Annotated in this window: 14 protein-coding genes; 7 read left to right on the top strand and 7 right to left on the bottom strand. The window is 71.8% G+C overall.

Going from position 1 to position 15,443, the window contains the following annotated elements; all coding sequences use genetic code 11:
* Window positions 1–4: 4 nt before the first annotated feature.
* A complete protein-coding gene (locus C3K08_RS05825; RefSeq protein WP_104990450.1) occupies window positions 5–355 on the bottom strand; it encodes a hypothetical protein in 351 nt (116 codons plus the stop codon).
* A gap of 178 nt (window positions 356–533) precedes the next feature.
* Between C3K08_RS05825 and C3K08_RS05820 the strand changes: the two genes are divergently transcribed.
* From C3K08_RS05820 to C3K08_RS05810, 3 genes are all read left to right on the top strand, one after another.
* Window positions 534–1,643, top strand: coding sequence for a prephenate dehydrogenase (locus tag C3K08_RS05820; protein ID WP_104990449.1), 1,110 nt, complete (start codon window positions 534–536; stop codon window positions 1,641–1,643).
* A gap of 78 nt (window positions 1,644–1,721) precedes the next feature.
* On the top strand, window positions 1,722–2,855 hold the full coding sequence (locus C3K08_RS05815) for an acyltransferase (protein WP_104990448.1): 1,134 nt from the start codon (window positions 1,722–1,724) through the stop codon (window positions 2,853–2,855).
* Between the two features lie 85 nt (window positions 2,856–2,940).
* Window positions 2,941–3,792 (top strand): S9 family peptidase, encoded by an 852-nt coding sequence (locus C3K08_RS05810; RefSeq protein ID WP_104990447.1) that lies wholly within the window; start codon window positions 2,941–2,943, stop codon window positions 3,790–3,792.
* Window positions 3,793–3,855: 63 nt separating this feature from the next.
* Here C3K08_RS05810 and C3K08_RS05805 read toward each other — a convergent pair whose 3' ends face one another.
* Together C3K08_RS05805 and C3K08_RS05800 are read right to left on the bottom strand one after the other, a co-directional pair.
* Entirely contained in the window at window positions 3,856–5,685 is a 1,830-nt protein-coding gene (locus C3K08_RS05805) for an arginine--tRNA ligase (protein WP_104990446.1), read from the bottom strand.
* A gap of 30 nt (window positions 5,686–5,715) precedes the next feature.
* Entirely contained in the window at window positions 5,716–6,783 is a 1,068-nt protein-coding gene (locus C3K08_RS05800; protein WP_104990445.1) for a hypothetical protein, read from the bottom strand.
* 77 nt (window positions 6,784–6,860) lie between these two features.
* On the opposite strand from C3K08_RS05800, the gene C3K08_RS05795 reads away from it, so the two are divergent.
* Window positions 6,861–7,385 (top strand): ankyrin repeat domain-containing protein, encoded by a 525-nt coding sequence (locus C3K08_RS05795; protein ID WP_104990444.1) that lies wholly within the window; start codon window positions 6,861–6,863, stop codon window positions 7,383–7,385.
* Between the two features lie 3 nt (window positions 7,386–7,388).
* Here the strand turns inward: C3K08_RS05795 and C3K08_RS05790 are convergent, their stop codons facing one another.
* Complete coding sequence (locus tag C3K08_RS05790) at window positions 7,389–7,853, bottom strand: hypothetical protein (protein WP_234009189.1); 465 nt, start codon at window positions 7,851–7,853, stop codon at window positions 7,389–7,391.
* Between the two features lie 9 nt (window positions 7,854–7,862).
* Window positions 7,863–9,770 carry an N-acetylmuramoyl-L-alanine amidase gene (locus tag C3K08_RS05785; protein ID WP_104990443.1) on the bottom strand — a complete coding sequence of 636 codons (1,908 nt, stop codon included), beginning with the start codon at window positions 9,768–9,770 and terminating at the stop codon, window positions 7,863–7,865.
* A gap of 200 nt (window positions 9,771–9,970) precedes the next feature.
* On the opposite strand from C3K08_RS05785, the gene C3K08_RS18725 reads away from it, so the two are divergent.
* Complete coding sequence (locus C3K08_RS18725; protein WP_255411731.1) at window positions 9,971–10,105, top strand: hypothetical protein; 135 nt, start codon at window positions 9,971–9,973, stop codon at window positions 10,103–10,105.
* A 22-nt stretch (window positions 10,106–10,127) separates the two neighbouring features.
* Here C3K08_RS18725 and C3K08_RS05780 read toward each other — a convergent pair whose 3' ends face one another.
* On the bottom strand, window positions 10,128–11,384 hold the full coding sequence (locus C3K08_RS05780) for a hypothetical protein (RefSeq protein WP_234009188.1): 1,257 nt from the start codon (window positions 11,382–11,384) through the stop codon (window positions 10,128–10,130).
* Window positions 11,385–11,499: 115 nt separating this feature from the next.
* Here C3K08_RS05780 and C3K08_RS05775 point away from each other — a divergent pair, with 115 nt between their 5' ends.
* Window positions 11,500–13,938 (top strand): hypothetical protein, encoded by a 2,439-nt coding sequence (locus C3K08_RS05775; protein WP_104990442.1) that lies wholly within the window; start codon window positions 11,500–11,502, stop codon window positions 13,936–13,938.
* 39 nt (window positions 13,939–13,977) lie between these two features.
* On the opposite strand, the gene C3K08_RS05770 is transcribed toward C3K08_RS05775, so the two are convergent.
* Window positions 13,978–14,826, bottom strand: a complete 849-nt coding sequence (locus tag C3K08_RS05770) for an MBL fold metallo-hydrolase (RefSeq protein WP_199777002.1) — start codon at window positions 14,824–14,826, stop codon at window positions 13,978–13,980.
* Between the two features lie 87 nt (window positions 14,827–14,913).
* Here C3K08_RS05770 and C3K08_RS05765 point away from each other — a divergent pair, with 87 nt between their 5' ends.
* The gene (locus C3K08_RS05765) at window positions 14,914–15,423 is read left to right on the top strand and encodes a ferritin-like domain-containing protein (RefSeq protein ID WP_104990441.1); all 510 of its coding nucleotides are present in this window, start codon (window positions 14,914–14,916) and stop codon (window positions 15,421–15,423) included.
* Window positions 15,424–15,443 lie beyond the last annotated feature (20 nt).

Here is a 15,443-nt window from a genome sequence, read left to right as displayed (position 1 = left end):
GGGGTCAGCGGCGGTAATAGCTGTAGGCGCGAAATTTCCAGCGCCGGATCACATTGACCAGGAATTGCCCTGCCAGCACGACCAGCGCGGTCAGCAGCAGGCCGAGGCGCAGGGCTTGCCCAGTCTCGGCAGGCAGCCACAGGGTGGCGAGCAGGGCTGGCAGGGCCAGCAGCAGTACTCGGGTCAGGGGCCGGGCCATGTCGTGAAGGGCGCCACGAGTGCAGCTTCCGACCATCTGCACCCCCTCCACCAACCTCCCGAGGAGGTACGTGGCCTCCAGTCCCATCGCTTCCAGAAACGACGGTGGCCGGGTGCGGCGGGACGCCGGGGTGCGGGAGGGCTGGAAGGTGGGCATCAACTCTGGGGCAGCGGCCGGGCAGTCTTGAGGTACAGAGGATGAAGAAACGGTCATAGGCGCGAGGGCATTTATAGCCGAGCCGGTATCACAGGAGCGTCACACACCGCGACAGTCCGGGCCTCCGGTGAGCTGCAAGCCAGAGCGCCCGTCCGGGACCCATGCTACGGTGACCCGCATGGCCGATTCCGCCTCTCTCACGTCCTCCCCGGTTCCTTTCGAGCGTGCGGCCATCGCGGGCGTGGGCCTGATCGGGGGCAGCGTGGCGCTGGGGCTGCGCGAGCGGCTGCTGGCGCGGCGGGTTGTCGGCTACGACGCCAGCATGGACGTGCTGCGCGAGGCCGAGGCGCTCGGCGTGGTGGACGAGGTTCAGGCGACGCCGGGCGAGTGGCTGCGCGGCTGCGACCTCGTGGTCCTCGCTGCGCCGATGGGGGCGCTGGGGCCGCTGGCCCGCGAGCTGGCCCCCTTTCTGTCGCCGGACGCGCTGGTGACCGATGTGGGCAGTGTCAAGACCGGCATCGCCGCCGAACTCGACGCGCTGGGGGTACGGGGCTTCGTGCCGGGGCATCCGATGGCGGGCAGCGAGCGCGGCGGGGTCACGCACGCGCGGGCGGCGCTGCTGGAAAACGCGGTGTGGGTCCTCACGCCCACCGAGCACACCTCGCTGACGGCGCTCAGCCGCGCCCGGCAACTCGTGGAGGGGCTGGGGGCCGCCCCGGTGGTCATGCCGCCCGAGGCGCACGACAGCCTGGTGGCGACCGTGAGCCACCTCCCCTATCTCGTGAGCCTCGCGCTGACGCACCTCGTGGCGCGGGACGAGCGGCTGAGCCTGCTCGCGGCGGGGGGTTTTCGCGACCTCACGCGGGTGGCGAGTGGGGACCCCCGGATGAGCCGCGACATGGTGGTGGAGAACCGGGAGGCCCTGCGCGAAGCCCTGGCCCGTTTCCGCCGGGGGCTGGAGCGGCTGGAGGCCGATCTGGAGCGGCCCGGCGACCTCCTCGCCGCCGCCGCCGAGGGCAAGCGCACGCGCGACAGCCTGCCGGTGGTGCGGCGCAGCCTGCTGCCGCCCCGGCACGACCTCGTGGTCGCCATGCCCGACCGGCCCAACCAGATCGGGGCAGTGACGCAGGCGCTGGGGGCCGCGGGCGTGAACATCAAGGACATCGAGGTGCTCGCTATCCGCGAGGAGGGCGGGGCACTGCGGTTGGGATTGGAAAGTGCCGCCGACGTGGCGCGGGCAGCCGACCTGCTGCGGGCGGCCGGGTACGAGGTGCGGGGGCGAGGCTAGGCTGTCTTCCCTACCCATGAGCCGCCCCCGCCTTTGGATGGACGCCCCTCATGCACGGGGCGGGTAGAGTGGCAACGGATGTCCGAGCCTGCTCCCGCCACGCCTGTCCCGGCCACCTCGCCTGCCGCGCCCCTGGAGCAGGGGGCCACGGCCGCCCCGCGCCTCACGGCGGTGGACACCTTCCGGGGGCTGACCATCATGGAGGTCGTGGCGCACCACACCAGCGGCATGGCGCTGCGGCACGCCGAGGCGGGGTCGCTCGCGTACGAGCTGCTGCTGATCCTCAACCGGACCCTGCACTTCGCGGTGCCCGCCTTCGTCTTTCTCTCGGCGGTGGTGCTGACCCGCAGCCTGCTCAAGAAGTTCGACCTGGGGCGGTACTTCACCCGGCGGGTCACGCGGGGGGCGTGGCCCTACCTGCTGTGGAGCGCCCTGTATGCCGTGTGGTACGTGATCACGACCCAGCGTCCGCCCGAGCAGCTCGCGGACCCGGAGCGCTGGAGCTTCTGGCTGCTGTACGGCAAGGCGAGCTTCCACCTGTATTTCCTGCTGGTGGCGCTGGAGGTCTACCTGCTGCTGCCGCTGCTGCTGCCCCTGGCCCGGCGCCGCCCCCCCATCGGGCTGATGCTGGGACTGGGACTGGCCGTCCAACTCGGGGTGTACTTCCTCAACCGCGAGGTGCTGACCCTCCAGTTTCCGGCGAGCACGGTGCTGTGGTACCTGCTGCCTGTCCTGACCGGGATCGGGGTGGGAGCGCGGCTGGACGAGTTCCCGGCGTGGTGGCGCCAGCGCCTGCCGCTGCTGCTGGGGGCGCTGGCGGTGGTCTTTGCGCTGTACCTCCCCACCGCCGTGGGCAACCTGAAGGGTGAGCCCACCGTGCCGCTGCATTACAACGCGCTGAACTGGAGCTATTCCATCCTGGTGGCGTTGACGCTGCTGGGCGCGGCCTACGCCTGGCAGCGGCGGGGGCCGGAGGGCGGGGGGACGCTGCGGCGGGCCATCGCCACGCTGGGCACCGTCAGCCTGCCCATCTACCTGATTCACCCCGCGCTGCTGCAATTTCTGGAGTACGGGGTGGGGATTCCCGACGGCGGCCCCCTCGCCCTCGCGCTGACGGCGACCCTGTACTTCCTGATCGCGCTGCTGGTCCCGATGGTGATCGGGCGCCTGCTGCTGGGCAAGCGGCTGGGGCTGTTTATCTTCGGGCGCTGACACCCGACCCTCCCGCCCCATGAGAGGGTGCTCAGCGGGCACGTCAGGACAGGGTCATGGCCGGGGCGGTAGAGTGCCCCGGCCCATGCACCGCCTCGCCCTTTCCCTGCTGACGACCCTGGCCGCCGCCCTCGCCGTGACGGGCGCGGCGGCCACCGCTGCCGTCCCTCCACTGCCCCTCCCCAAAAAGCCCGACACTGTGCGGCTGGAGCGGGTCAGCGGCCCCTCCTTCCTGCGGGTGCCGCCCGCGTGCTACCGCCAGGAGTGTGCGCTGGTGGTCGTGTCGCATCCGCGCGGCCAGAGCGCCGAACGGCTGCTGGACAGCCCCCAGGTCAGCGTGCTGGTCGAGGCCCTGCTGGACGTACCGCTGGCCGTGCTGCTCAGCGACGACGGCGGCGAGAGCACCTGGGGCAGCCCCGCCGCGCTCGCGCAGGTCGCCAGCCTGCGCCAGGAGGCGGGGTCGCACTTCGCCTGGAACGGGCGCACCTACGCGCTGGGCCTGAGCATGGGCGGACTGCTCGCGCTGCGCAGCGCCCTGCCGGGCAGCCCCTACCCGGTGGGTGGGGTGGCCCTGATCGACGGCTGGGCCGACCTGCGGAACGCCTGGGGCACCGCGCTGACCCGCCGGGCGGAAATCGGGCACGCCTACGGCCTTCAAGGTGGCGAGCCCGCCCCCGACCTCAACCCCCTGAGCCTGGCCGAGCAGGCTCCCCGGCTCCCCCTCTTCCTTGTCGCCAGCCCCGACGACGACGTGGTGCCGATGACGACCAACGCGGTGCGCCTGAGAAACCGCGCGGCCCCCGGCCCGAGCCAGTTCGTGCAGCTCAGCGGCCCGCACCTCGGCGCCAACCGCTTCTCGCCCAAGGTGGCCGGGCAGCTCGCCGCCTTTTTCGGGCGGCTGGAGGCGCAGGCGACGGAACAGGCCTTGCGGCGCTGAGGCTGCAGGCAAAAGGAGAGGGCCTGGGGCAATGTCTCCCAGGCCCTCTCCCCTTTTCGGCGGTTACATCGCCGCCGGAACCTCGATCCCGATCAGGTCCAGCGTCTCCTCGAAGGCGCGGCGCAACCGGCCCACCAGTGCCAGCCGGGCCTCGCGCAGCCCCTCGGGGCTTTGCAGGACGTTGGTGGCGGGTTTTCCAGCCTTGTCCTTGGCGTTGTACCAGGCGTTGAAGGCGGTAGCAAGGTCCAGCGCGTACTGGGCGACCACGTGAGGCGAGTGGATGCGGACGCTCTGGGCCACGACTTCGGGCAGGCGGGCGACCTGCTTGGCGAGGGTGAGGTCCACGTCGGGGAGTGCCTCCCAGTCGGCCCCGGTGCCGTCCACCGCGTACCCGGCCTCCTGCGCCTTGCGGAGGATGTTGGCGGCGCGGACGGCGGCGTACTGGACATAGGGCGCGGTGTCGCCCTGAAGCGCGAGCGCCTGCTCCCAGCGGAAGTCGAGGATGCGGGTCGGCTCGGCCTTGAGCATGGCGAAGCGAATCGCGCCGATGCCGATGCGCCGGGCGATCTCACGGGCATCCTCGCGGGCGGCGAGGTCGGGGTTGATCTGGGCCAGGACCGCCAACGCCCGCCGCTCGGCCTCGTCCATCGCGTCGTCGGCGCTGACCGCGATGCCCTTGCGTCCGGAGATGGTCTGGCCTTCCAGGGTGACGAAGGCGTAGGAGAGGTGGATGGACCGCTCCTTTTTCTGGGTCTCGCCCGCCACGCCCAGGGCCGAACGCACCACCGTCTGCGGGTGGTCCTGGCGCGAGTCGATCACGTTGATGACCTCGTCGGCGTGCCCGAAACGCCGCTCGGTGTCGGGATCGCCGTCCGGCGCACTCGTCCAGACGGTGTTGCCCTCGGGGTCGGTGGTGAAGGGCTTGAATTTCATGCCCTCGAAGAGGCCGAACTTCCAGAACTGGTAGCCGATGTCCTTGGCGGCGTACATCGCGGTGCCGTCCGAGCGCACCAGGACCACCTGGGGTTCCTCCAGCCCCGGCATGAACTCGGACACGTCCATCACGAAGGCGCCCGCGTACTTGCCCTCCGCTGGGCGCGAGGTGTAGCGGCTGACCTCCAGAATGTTCATCGCCTGCGAGAGAAAGCCGCTGCCCACCACGTCCGACTCCCAGTTCAGCAGGTCGTAGCGGGCGCCTAGGCGGAAGCAGGTTTCCAGGTGCGCCCGGACGACCTCTTCGATCTCGCCCCGCAATTCTCCGGCCTCTAGGCGATGCATGACGGCGCTGATGCCTTCTTCCAGCGCGGGCTTCTGCGGATCGGCGTTGAGGCGCACGTAGCCCTCGCCGAGCCAGTGGTCGTACTTCTTCTGGCCGTCCCACTCGCGGCCGTAGTGGGACACCGCGAAGAGGGCCTCGGCCGCCTGCCGCCCGGTGTCGTCGATGTAGTTCTGGACCTCCACCCGCGACCCCGCTGCCCGGAAGATGCGGGCCATGGAGTCGCCCAGCACCACGTTGCGGAGGTGCCCGACGTGGAGTTCCTTGTTCGGGTTGACCGAGGTGTGCTCGACCACGATCTTGTCGGGTCGGGCGGGCATGGCGAAGGGCGTCTCGACCACGGCCTTGACGAAGGCCCCCACGTCCACGAAAAAGTTCAGGAAGGGGCCAGCGGCCTCCACCCGCGCGATGCCCGCCGGAAGCTGCACCGTCCGCGCCAGTTGCGCGGCCACCTGCGCCGGGTTCTGCCCCAGGGCCTTTGCCATCTGAAAGGCGGCGGGGGTGCCGTAGTCGCCGGGCTTGCTGGCGGGCGTTTCCTGAATCGCCGCGTCCACCGGGGCGCCGAGGTCGGCGGCGGCCCGTTCGACGGCGGCTTTGAGTTGTGCCTTGAGGTCCATAAGAGGGAAGTTTAACAGCGGCGGGGGCGCTCACTTCACGGTGAAGACCGTCTCGCCCACGAACTGCCCCAGCGCCAGCCGCACACGGTACTGACCGGGCAGCACGCGGCGGCCGAGGCTGTCCTGGCCGTCCCAGCGGGCCTCGCTGGTGGTGGACTCGCCGGGCCGCAGGGTGATGGACCCTGCGGCGACGGCCGGGCAGGGACCGTTGCCGAGTTGCCACATCCGCAGGCCGCCGGGCACACGCTCGATGGCGAGCGGTTCGCAATAGCTCTGGGCCACCTCTAGCGGCTGGCCCGTCCGGTTCGTCACCTTCAACGTGAAGCGGTAGCCCTGCGCGGCGGGCGTGACCGTCACGGAAGCGGTCTGGGCCGGGGTCGGCTTCGCCGGGAAGCGCACAGGCGGTGCGACCTCGATCTCTACCCGGCTGGGGTCCAGCCCACGCTTGTTCAGTTCTGCCAGGAACGCCTGCCGCGAGAGTTCGTCCGCGAGGCCGAAGGAGAGGCGCGTGTCCGGCCGGGAGGACCGGCTGCTGCGGGTGTACCAGCGGGCGCGGCTGGCCTCCAGCGCATCCTGATATGCCTGCGGGTTCGGCGTCGGCGTGGGGCGACTCCCCGGCACCACCAGCGCCGTCACCGTCCCGCTTCGCAACCATCCCGACCCCGCCGCCGCGCTGACGTTCCAGCCGCTGCGGTAGTGGACCTGTGCCCCGACCGTCTGCGGCCCCAGCGCCCGCGTGTAGGTGTAGCTCGTGCGTGGCGCCAGGGTCAGCCGCTCGCCCACGCGGCGGCAGAGGGGCGCCCCGGCCTGCGGGCGCAGCTCACCCACCGTTTCGTCGCGCAGGACCGATTCGCCGTCCTGAACCTCCGTGAACCGTTTCAGCACCGGGCCGCCCACCGCCCGGCAGGTCACGGTTATGGGCCGGGCGCTGGGATTGCGCAGCGTCAGGGTGAGGGCCAGGGGTGGAGGCGGGTCGTTCTGGTAGGCGTGGTACGTCTCCGGTTCCAGCCGGAACTGGAGGACCGGCGCGGATTGGGCCTGAGCGGAGGACGCCAGCCCCAGGGCGAGGGCGGCAGGCAGCCAGAGGCGACGGAGCATGCCCCAGCGTAGGGGGCCAGGGTGACCCCCACCTGAATCCCCTTTCCACCCCTGCCCCCAAGCGTCAGACTGCGCCCATGTCCGACCCCACCCGCCCCGTGCCCGACGCCGAGACCCTCGCCTTCTTGCAAGACGTGCTGGAACTGGTCCGATTCGGGGATGCCGAGCGGCTGCGGCCGCTGCTGGAGCGCGGCCTGCCCGCCAATCTGCTCAACCAGCGCGGCGACAGCCTGCTGATGCTGGCGAGCTACCACGGCCACCATGAAGCGGCCCGGCTGCTGCTGGAACACGGCGCCGACCCCGAACTCTTCAACGACCGGAGCCAGACGCCGCTGGGGGCCGCCGCCTTCCGGGGCGACCGGGCGATGCTGGAGTTGCTGCTCTCGCACGGGGCGCAGGTGGACGGAGCCGGGCCGGACGGCCGCACCCCGCTGATGCTCGCGGCAATGTTCGGGCGCGGGGAGATGATCGAGCAGCTTCTCGCCCACGGGGCCGACCCGCACCGCCGCGATGCGGGCGGCTTCACGGCGGTGGAGGCCGCCCGGCAGATGGGCGCCGAGGAAACCGCGCAGTGGCTGGAGGCGCGGCTGGGTGGGGGCTGAGGGCTACTCCCCCCGCACCGTCACCCGCACGGGCTGGGCGGGCACCCTGACCCGTTTGCCGCCGAGCCGCCCGGCAAACCAGCCCTCCACCATGTACTCGCCGGGCGGGAGGTCGAGGTTCCGCGTGAGGGTCACCCCGCCGCCCGCAGCCAGTCGCCAGATTCGGAGGTCCTGGGCGCACAGCCGGGGCTCGCTGCCTGGCGCGGGGGAGACGACCTCGCGGGTGCCTACCCGCAGCACACGCACGAGAGGGCCAAAGACGCAGTTCTGGCGCGAGTCTCGGCCCGCATCCAGTTCCACCGGGGAGGCGAGCGACGAGCGCAGGGTGAGGCTCACGCGCAGCGGCCCCTCCGCCGTGCGGGGGGCGAAGAGGGTGCCCCGCACGTCCTCCGGCACGGGCGGCGTGGCCGTCTGGGCGGCTCCCAGCGAGAGGGCGAGCAGGGCTCCGAGCGACAGGAGACGCGTCATGGAGAGACCCTAGCGGGTCCGCGTGACGGGCGGCTGAACCCCGCTCGCCGCCTGCGCCGCATAGAAATCCGCGATTCCCGAGGCGATGGCCTGCGCCAGCCGCTCCCGCCCTGCCGGGGACATCAGCAGCCGCAGATTGCCGGGGTCGGTGAGGTAACCCGTCTCGACCAGCAGGCTGGGCTGTCCGCTCGGCCGCGTGAGGGCGAGGTTGGCCCCCGGCTTGAGGCCCGCGCCCGTGCCGAGGTCGGGCAGCGTGCGCCGCAGCGCCGCCAGAATCGCGGCGGCCGGGGCCTGCGCCTGTGGGTGGGTGAAGAAGACCTCCGGGCCACGAATGCCGCGCGGGTCGCGCCCGTCGGGAAGGGCGTTGGCGTGGACAGAGACGAGGAGGTCGGCCTCCTCCAGTTCGGCAAAGAGGCCGCGCTCGTACAGTCCCAGCGTCACGTCCCCGTCCCGCGTGAGGCGCACGTCAGCCCCCTGTGCCCGCAGCAGCTCGGCGGCGCGGAGGGTGATCGGCAGCACGAGGTCTTTTTCGGGCACCCGCAGCGCCCCCGCTCCCCCGTTCTGGGTGCCGCCGTGCCCCGCGTCCAGCACGATCACCCGCCCGGCGAGGGGCCGCGCTGGGTCCAGCAGGGGCGGGCGGCGCACGCTCAGCACGAGGTCGCCCTCCTCATAACCCGCCGCGAAGCCCCACAGTTGCGCGGCCTTCAGGCTCAGGGTCAGGCGGGAGACGCCGGGCGCGGGCGTGGTCACGTCCAGGCCAGCCAGCAAAGGATCGGCGGTGGACGGTGGAAGCGCGGGCAGCGTCGCCAGCCCGTATACGGTGAGCACGAGGCGCCCCGGCTCCGCCTGCGTCAGCGTGAAGGGCACCCGTATCCCACCCAGCGGCAGGCGAAGGCGCAGGTCACCCGTGGGCGGGGTCGGTCCGGGGACCGGAGGCAGCACCGGGAGGGCGGCGGCGAGGGGCAGGGCCGGAACGACCGTTGTGGGCGCACCCTCCAGACCCTCCACCCGCAGCGCCCCGGCGAGAACGGGTGCCGGGGCACCGGGCCGCACCTCCACCTGCGCCGCCGTCACCAGCGCCCCCTGTCCCGGCGCGAGGCGCACCCGCAGGTCAGGCCCGACGCGGCCCACCGCCCGGAAGGTCATGCCCTCACGGGGGTACAGCAGCGGCTCGCCCGAGGGGGTGGTGAGCAGCGTGTCGGCCGGGTTCAGCGCACGGCCAGGCACGGTGCCGGGGCGCTGCACGGCGAGTTGCGGGGCGGCGCCGGGCAGGTTGGAAAGGCGGCCCGCTGCCGTTCGCGTCACCGTGCGCCCGTCCCGCCCGGTCAGGTGGACGGTGACCGGGGCGGCGGCCAGGGCCTGCGTGGGCGGCAGGACATACCCGCCCCGGTACTCACCCGGCGCGACCTCGCGGAGTGGCGTGGCCGGACCCTCCCCCACCCGCACGCTGGCCCGGCCCCCCGGCGACCCCCGGAAGGCCACCGGGACGGTGCGCTCGGCCTCGCTGTCCCCGGCGGCGTCCCAGAAGGTGTGGTCGTGCGCGGGCTGCACGCTGGCCGCATCAATGGCGGTCGGCGTGGCGGGCAGCACCGACCGCACCGTCCGGGTGACCCGCAGGATGCGGGTGCCCGTCTGCCCGCGCAGGGTGCTCACCAGCCGCAGGTCCTGGGTGCCCACCCGCAGCGGCCACCACAGGATGAAGAGGCCGTCCGGCCCGACCTCCGCCGCCCGGCCGCCGATCCGCAGGGTTGCCCCCGGCGGAACGCTGCCCTCCAGCAGCACGTGGTCGGAGGCGACCCGGTGCCCCGGCGGGGGGTAGGCGACGAAGATGTCCGGCGCGGCGAGGGCGGCCGAACAGACGGACGGACCCAGCAGGGCACCGGCCAGGGCGAGGGCACGGAGGGGCGGGCGGCGCATGGGCCGGTCTAGCACGGTGCGGCACCCACCGGATGAAGGGGCGCAGGAGTGATACGGATTCCGATTGAAGGGTGCCCTGAACACCCGGAAATCCGACCGAAGGGAGAAGGAAAAAGCATGGATTTCGGGAGATGGATGAACAGTCGGTGCCCTCCCGACTGTTCAGGAATCGGACGAATCCGCACGGGGTACGCTGCCCCATGCCTGGCATCGGTCCCATTGAACTGCTGCTCGCCCTTCTCCTGCTCGCGCTGCTGCTGGGCGGCCTGTGGCTGGTCGTGCGGGTCATCCGCCACGCCTGGGACAGCGGAAAGCCGCGCCCGCCGAAGATGTGACGCGGCCACCGGGAAGGGGCGGTCAGTTCGCCGCGCCGCCCGCCCCGCCCTCCCGCAGCTCCTCCGGGAGTTCCTCCGCGTAAAGGTCGCGCCAGGTCTGGCCGTCGAAGGTCACCTCCGACTCGATGAAGTACTGCGCGGGGTCGTCGGGATCGGTGAGGCTGTCGGTGGGCAGGTCGAGCCGGACACCCTGCACGGCGGGCAGGTCCCCACGCTCCGAGAGGCCCGGCGCCTCGTCCACGAAGGTTTCCGCGAGGAGGGTGCGGGTCCACTCGGCCCACGCCGCCGGGTCGCCCGCCCCGGTCGCCGAGCGCAGGTCACCCCGGACCCGCTCGGCCTGCTCCTCCGGCACGTCGCCCTCGGGCCACTCCACCCGCCCGTCGGCCCACACGGTGACGGGCACGGTCTGCACGTCGAGCATCTGGGTCAGCAGGTCCCCGAAGTTGGAAGACTCCAGAGCCCCCTCCTCCACGTCGCTGTAGGGGAGCCAGTCCTCGCCGCCAAGGGTGTAGGCCAGCGGGGTCAGGTAGACGGCGAGCGCCTCCTCGCCCCCGCCCACCACCGCGTGGGGCTGATTGGCGGGCGAGGGCAGGAGCGGCAGCCCATGCAGGTCGAGCCGCACCCGGAAGGCCCGTGGGGGCGCGTCCTCGACCCCCTCCGTCTCCAGCAGGTCGAGGTGCCGCGCCCACCATTCGTCGCCCTCGCCGTGCCACTCGCGCACCACCTCCTCCAGCGATTCGAGCAGCGCCTCGGGCGGCTCGGCATCGAGGTCGATGCGGCCCTCGCGCCAGTGCTCGGCGGTCAGGGTGCCCAGCAAGGAGCCGCGCTCGCGGGCCAGCGGGTGCCGCAGCAGGTGCTCCATGCCGTCGTCCGGCAGCGAGAGCGGCTCCCAGGTTTCGCCGTCGTGCGAGGTCTCGGAGGTCCGCACCCGCAGGGAAGCCCCCTCCCCCAGCGGCAGCACGTCCTCCGGGGTGCTGCGGGCATTCAGCACGAGGTCGCCCGTCAGCCGCCGCTGCGGGGGCACCGGGATCGCCGCGAGGTCCTCGGGGGTAGCGACCGGCCCCGCGCCCCGGTCCATCATCAGGTGGAGCTGGCGGTAGCCCCGCTCCCAGGTCGCTCCACCCGGCAGCGCCGAGCGCAGGCCCTCCAGCAGCCGCTCGCGCACGGCGGGGTCGTCGGGACCGCCCGTCAGCGTGACCTCGCCATTCACGGCCCGCACCTCGACCGGGAAGGTGACGGGCATCAGGCCCAGTTCCTTGCGTCGTTTCGCTTCACCCATAGGCAACAGGGAAGCACACTGGGGGCACCTGAGGGCCGGGACCTTCATGAACTCGGAGGGCGTCAGCGAACCGTCAGGCACAGACAGCGGGGGCACCTTAGAATCCTGAGCGTTCATGAAGAAGCTTCCGCTCTCCGCTGCCCTTGTCAGTCTTACCGTCCTGCTCACCGCCTGCCCCGGCCCCGGCAAGGAGCGGCCCGATCCATCGCCGACCACCTACACCCTGACCCTCAAGGTCGAGGGCGTGCCGCAGGCTTCCGTCACCGTCGTCAACGACGCGACCAAGGCCGAGGCCTTCAGCGGCCCGGTGGCGGGCAGTAAGACTCTGACCCTGAAGGCCGGGGACGTGTTCCGGGTGGAGGGCGGCGCAGTGAACGGCTATCTCACCCCCGCTGCCCAGACCGTGACGCTGGACGGCTCCAAGACGGTCACCCTGATCTACGGCGCGGCCGCGCAGCCCGGCGCAGCGCTCGACCTCGCCCGGCTGCAGGGCACCCTGAGCGGGTGGACCATGGGGACCGGGGAGGTGGCGGCCTACTTCTCCGAGGGGGATGACCTGCTCGACCTGCAACCCGCCACGGTGACGGCGGCGGGAGCGGTGAATGGCGCGCTCCCCACGCCGACGGCGCTCAGTATCCTGCTCGAAGGCTGTACCTTCACGGGCACCCGCAGTGCGACGAATGTCGGCGTGGAATTCGCGGAACTGATCGTCTTCAGCCGCTCCGGAGACCCCCTGGGCACGGTGACCGAGCGGACGGCAGACGGGCAGCAGGTCGCCCGGCTGTACTCGTCGCGGGGAGCGACTTTCAGGGGCACCGCCACCTGCGGCACTACCACGCTCGACCTCGACCTCACGCTGACCCAGGGCTGGAACGCGATCAGCGAGGAACCTGGCACCGCAGGACAGCCGCTCCGCGTCCGCAGCGTGGCTCCCGGCACCCGCGTCACGCTGGCATTCGAGCAGGCCGACCAGCAGGCGAATGTTTACTTCAACGACCTCTCCGAGATCGCCCTGCGGGCCGGGCAGGCCGTGAGCCGCGAGGCGGTCTTCACGCAGGTCGGCGGGATCAGCGGCGCGGTCACCCTGGAAACGAAGGTGCCCGGCGTCACCGTCACGCCCTCCACGATCACCCTGCCTGCGGTCGGTGCCCAGAGCCTGGGAGCACAGGGCGTGGGCGAGCAGTCGGCCCTGGCCCGGCTCGCCACGCAGGCGGTGAAGACCAGCCTGACCTTCACGGCGGCAGCGAACGCCCCCGCCTACAACGGCCCCCTCGAAGTGGTCGTGAAGCAGGGCGGCCGGGTGGTGGGGAGCGGCACCCTGCCCAGCCTGCGGGTCATCGCGCCCAGCGTGAGCGTGACCCTGGGGACCGAGGCGGCGAGCGGCCTGTTCCTTTCTCCCGGCACCACCGCCGGGCTGAAAGTCAACGTGAGCAGCGTGGAGGGCTTCAGCGGCCCCGCGACGGTGACGGTCAGCGACCTCCCGGCGGGCGTGACGGCCCAGCCGGTCACCGCGCAGGTCACGCCGGGCACGACCACCACGGTCACCATTCCGCTCACGGTGGCGGCGGACGCGGCGCCCGGCACGGCGACCGTGCGGGTCTCGTCGCCGCAGGCTGGCCCGCCCCAGGGGCCGGACACGGTGCAGCTCACGGTGCGCCCGGCCCGCACGGCGGTCGGCCCGGCAGGTCAGCTCGCTCCCTCCGGCGACGGCGTCTGGGTGGTGGGCGCAAGCGGCTTCGACCCCGCGACCTCGGGGGTCCGCACTGAGCTGACCCGCTACGTGGGCCTCCAGGCCGGAGCCAAGGTGACGGTGCCCTTCTCGGTCGGCAGCCTGATCGCGCTGCCCGGCGGGGACGTGCTGGCGATGGGAAGCGACGACAAGGTCGTCCGACTCACGGCAGCGGGCGAGGCGACCTCGCTGACCCGTCCGGCCGGACTGTCGGCGGGCGTGGCCGACGCGCAGGGCCGGGTGTGGTTCGTGCAGCGCACCGTGGTGGGCATCGGGGGCTACCGCAGCGTGCTGGCCCGCTGGACCCCCGGCACCGGGGCCGCCGAGGTCACCGTCGTGGACGACACGCGGGACTACGGCCAGCAGGGCGGCCGCCTCGTGGCGAGCGGCGACGGCAAGACGCTGGTCTACCTGCCCACCTATTCCAGCGCCGCCCTGCGGATCGACACCCAGACAGGGACCGTGACGCCGCTGGGTGCTGAGGTTTCCGATCAGGGCGGCAGCGTGGCGATCAGCGAATCGGGGGCGGTGTGGTTCGCCCAGCACAGCGCCCTCAAGCGCCTGAATGCGGACGGCAGCCTGACCACCTTCAATGAGCTGCGGGTCGACCGCCTGTTCGGCTTCGACCGCCAGAACCCGGACGTGCTGTGGGGGGCGGATTACACCAGCGTCCTGCGCATCGACGCCCGCACGGGGAAGGCCACCCGTGTCCAGCTTGGAGAGGTTCCGGCGGGCGTCACGCTCGGCGGCGGCGGGCTCGCCTTCCTGACCGCCGACTACGACAGCAGCGGCACCCGCCAGAGCTACCTCTCCATCCTGCGCTGACCCTCCACTCCTTGAGCCCCCTCCACCCCGGAGGGGGTTTTATTCGTTCAGCGCTACCCCCACGAAGCCCCCCTTCTTCCCCTCCTCCAGCCGGGCGAAGGCCACGTCGGGGTCATGCGGGGTGCAGAGGACCGCGCCGGACTCGAACCACTCGCCGTAGTAGCGCTTGCGCGTCTCCAGCGTGGTCACCGGGTAGAGGTCGTAGCCCATGACATACGGGTAGGGCACGTGCGCCAGCGTGGGCACGAGGTCAGCCGTATACACCAGCGTCTCCCCGCGCGAGCGCAGCACCACCCCCTGCTGGCCGAGGTTGTGCCCTGGCAGCGGCAGCACGCTCAGGCCAGGCCGCAGCTCGTGCTCGCCGTCCACGACCTCGTAGAGCCCGGCGTCGCGCAGCGGCTCGATGTAGGCCGCAATATAGCTCGCGCGGCTGCGTTCGTGGGTGTGGGTGGCGTCGTGGAGTTCCTGGCGCTGCACCACGTAGCGGGCATTAGGGAAGGTCGGCTCGCCCGCCGGGGTCACGTTGCGCCCGGCGTGGTCGAAGTGCAGGTGGGTGTTGATCACGAGGCCGATGTCGTCCGGGGTCAGGCCGACTTCCGACAGGCCCCGGAAGACCGTCTCGTCGCGGTCGAGGGCGTACATGCCCTCGAACTTCTCGCCGCCCTGGTCCCAGAAGCCCGTCTCCACGAGGATATTCTCCCCGCCCAGGCGAATCAGCAGCGGATTGATCCGCAACCGGATGCGGTTGAGGTCGTCGGCGGGTGAAACGCGCTCCCACAGCACCCTGGGCACGCTGCCGAACATCGCGCCGCCGTCGAGACGGAACTGCCCGTCGGTGAGGGAGTAGACGTCGGCCTCGCCGACCCGCAGGTGCTTGATCCAAGACATGAGGGGGAGTGTAGCGGGCCAAACGGAGTGAACGAAACTTCACGCCCGGCCCACACCTCCTGCCGGAGCCGGGGCGAAGATGGCCCCATGACCGGACAGAACCTGAGCATGAAGATGACCGACCTTCAGGACCTCTACGCCGAGCAGCTTCAGGACGTGTACTCGGCCGAGCATCAACTGCTGGAGGCGCTGCGGCAGATGGCGCAGGCGGCGGGCAGCCCGGAGTTGCGGGAGGGCTTCGAGCTGCACGCCGGGCAGACGCAGCAGCAGATCGGGCGGCTGGAGCAGATTCTGGGGGGGATAGGGAGGCAGCCCGGCGGCGTGACCTGCAAGGCCATGCAAGGCCTTGTCGCGGAGGCGCGGGAAATGCTGGAGAAAAAGGCCGATCCCGCCGTGCGCGACGCGGGCCTGATCGCCGCTGCCCAGCGGGCCGAGCACTATGAGATCGCCGCCTACGGCACCCTGCGGACCTACGCCGAACTGCTGGGCCGCACCGAGGACGCCTCCTTGCTCCAGACCTCCGAGGACGAGGAGAAGGCCACCGACATGAAACTGACGGGGCTGGCGCGGTCGATCAACATGCAGGCCTTGAGCTGACCTCTTCGTTCTTGCGGTCT

The organism is Deinococcus sp. NW-56 (assembly GCF_002953415.1).
Lineage (GTDB): Bacteria > Deinococcota > Deinococci > Deinococcales > Deinococcaceae > Deinococcus.
The sequence above is the reverse complement of the archived record's forward strand: the minus strand, read 5'-3'. Positions and strand labels throughout refer to the sequence as shown.

Coding starts and splice junctions, on each gene's coding strand:
- C3K08_RS05825 (WP_104990450.1), bottom strand. CDS start 355: ATGCCCACCTTCCAGCCCTCCCGCACCCCGGCGTCCCGCCGCACCCGG.
- C3K08_RS05820 (WP_104990449.1), top strand. CDS start 534: ATGGCCGATTCCGCCTCTCTCACGTCCTCCCCGGTTCCTTTCGAGCGT.
- C3K08_RS05815 (WP_104990448.1), top strand. CDS start 1,722: ATGTCCGAGCCTGCTCCCGCCACGCCTGTCCCGGCCACCTCGCCTGCC.
- C3K08_RS05810 (WP_104990447.1), top strand. CDS start 2,941: ATGCACCGCCTCGCCCTTTCCCTGCTGACGACCCTGGCCGCCGCCCTC.
- C3K08_RS05805 (WP_104990446.1), bottom strand. CDS start 5,685: ATGGACCTCAAGGCACAACTCAAAGCCGCCGTCGAACGGGCCGCCGCC.
- C3K08_RS05800 (WP_104990445.1), bottom strand. CDS start 6,783: ATGCTCCGTCGCCTCTGGCTGCCTGCCGCCCTCGCCCTGGGGCTGGCG.
- C3K08_RS05795 (WP_104990444.1), top strand. CDS start 6,861: ATGTCCGACCCCACCCGCCCCGTGCCCGACGCCGAGACCCTCGCCTTC.
- C3K08_RS05790 (WP_234009189.1), bottom strand. CDS start 7,853: ATGACGCGTCTCCTGTCGCTCGGAGCCCTGCTCGCCCTCTCGCTGGGA.
- C3K08_RS05785 (WP_104990443.1), bottom strand. CDS start 9,770: ATGCGCCGCCCGCCCCTCCGTGCCCTCGCCCTGGCCGGTGCCCTGCTG.
- C3K08_RS18725 (WP_255411731.1), top strand. CDS start 9,971: ATGCCTGGCATCGGTCCCATTGAACTGCTGCTCGCCCTTCTCCTGCTC.
- C3K08_RS05780 (WP_234009188.1), bottom strand. CDS start 11,384: ATGGGTGAAGCGAAACGACGCAAGGAACTGGGCCTGATGCCCGTCACC.
- C3K08_RS05775 (WP_104990442.1), top strand. CDS start 11,500: ATGAAGAAGCTTCCGCTCTCCGCTGCCCTTGTCAGTCTTACCGTCCTG.
- C3K08_RS05770 (WP_199777002.1), bottom strand. CDS start 14,826: ATGTCTTGGATCAAGCACCTGCGGGTCGGCGAGGCCGACGTCTACTCC.
- C3K08_RS05765 (WP_104990441.1), top strand. CDS start 14,914: ATGACCGGACAGAACCTGAGCATGAAGATGACCGACCTTCAGGACCTC.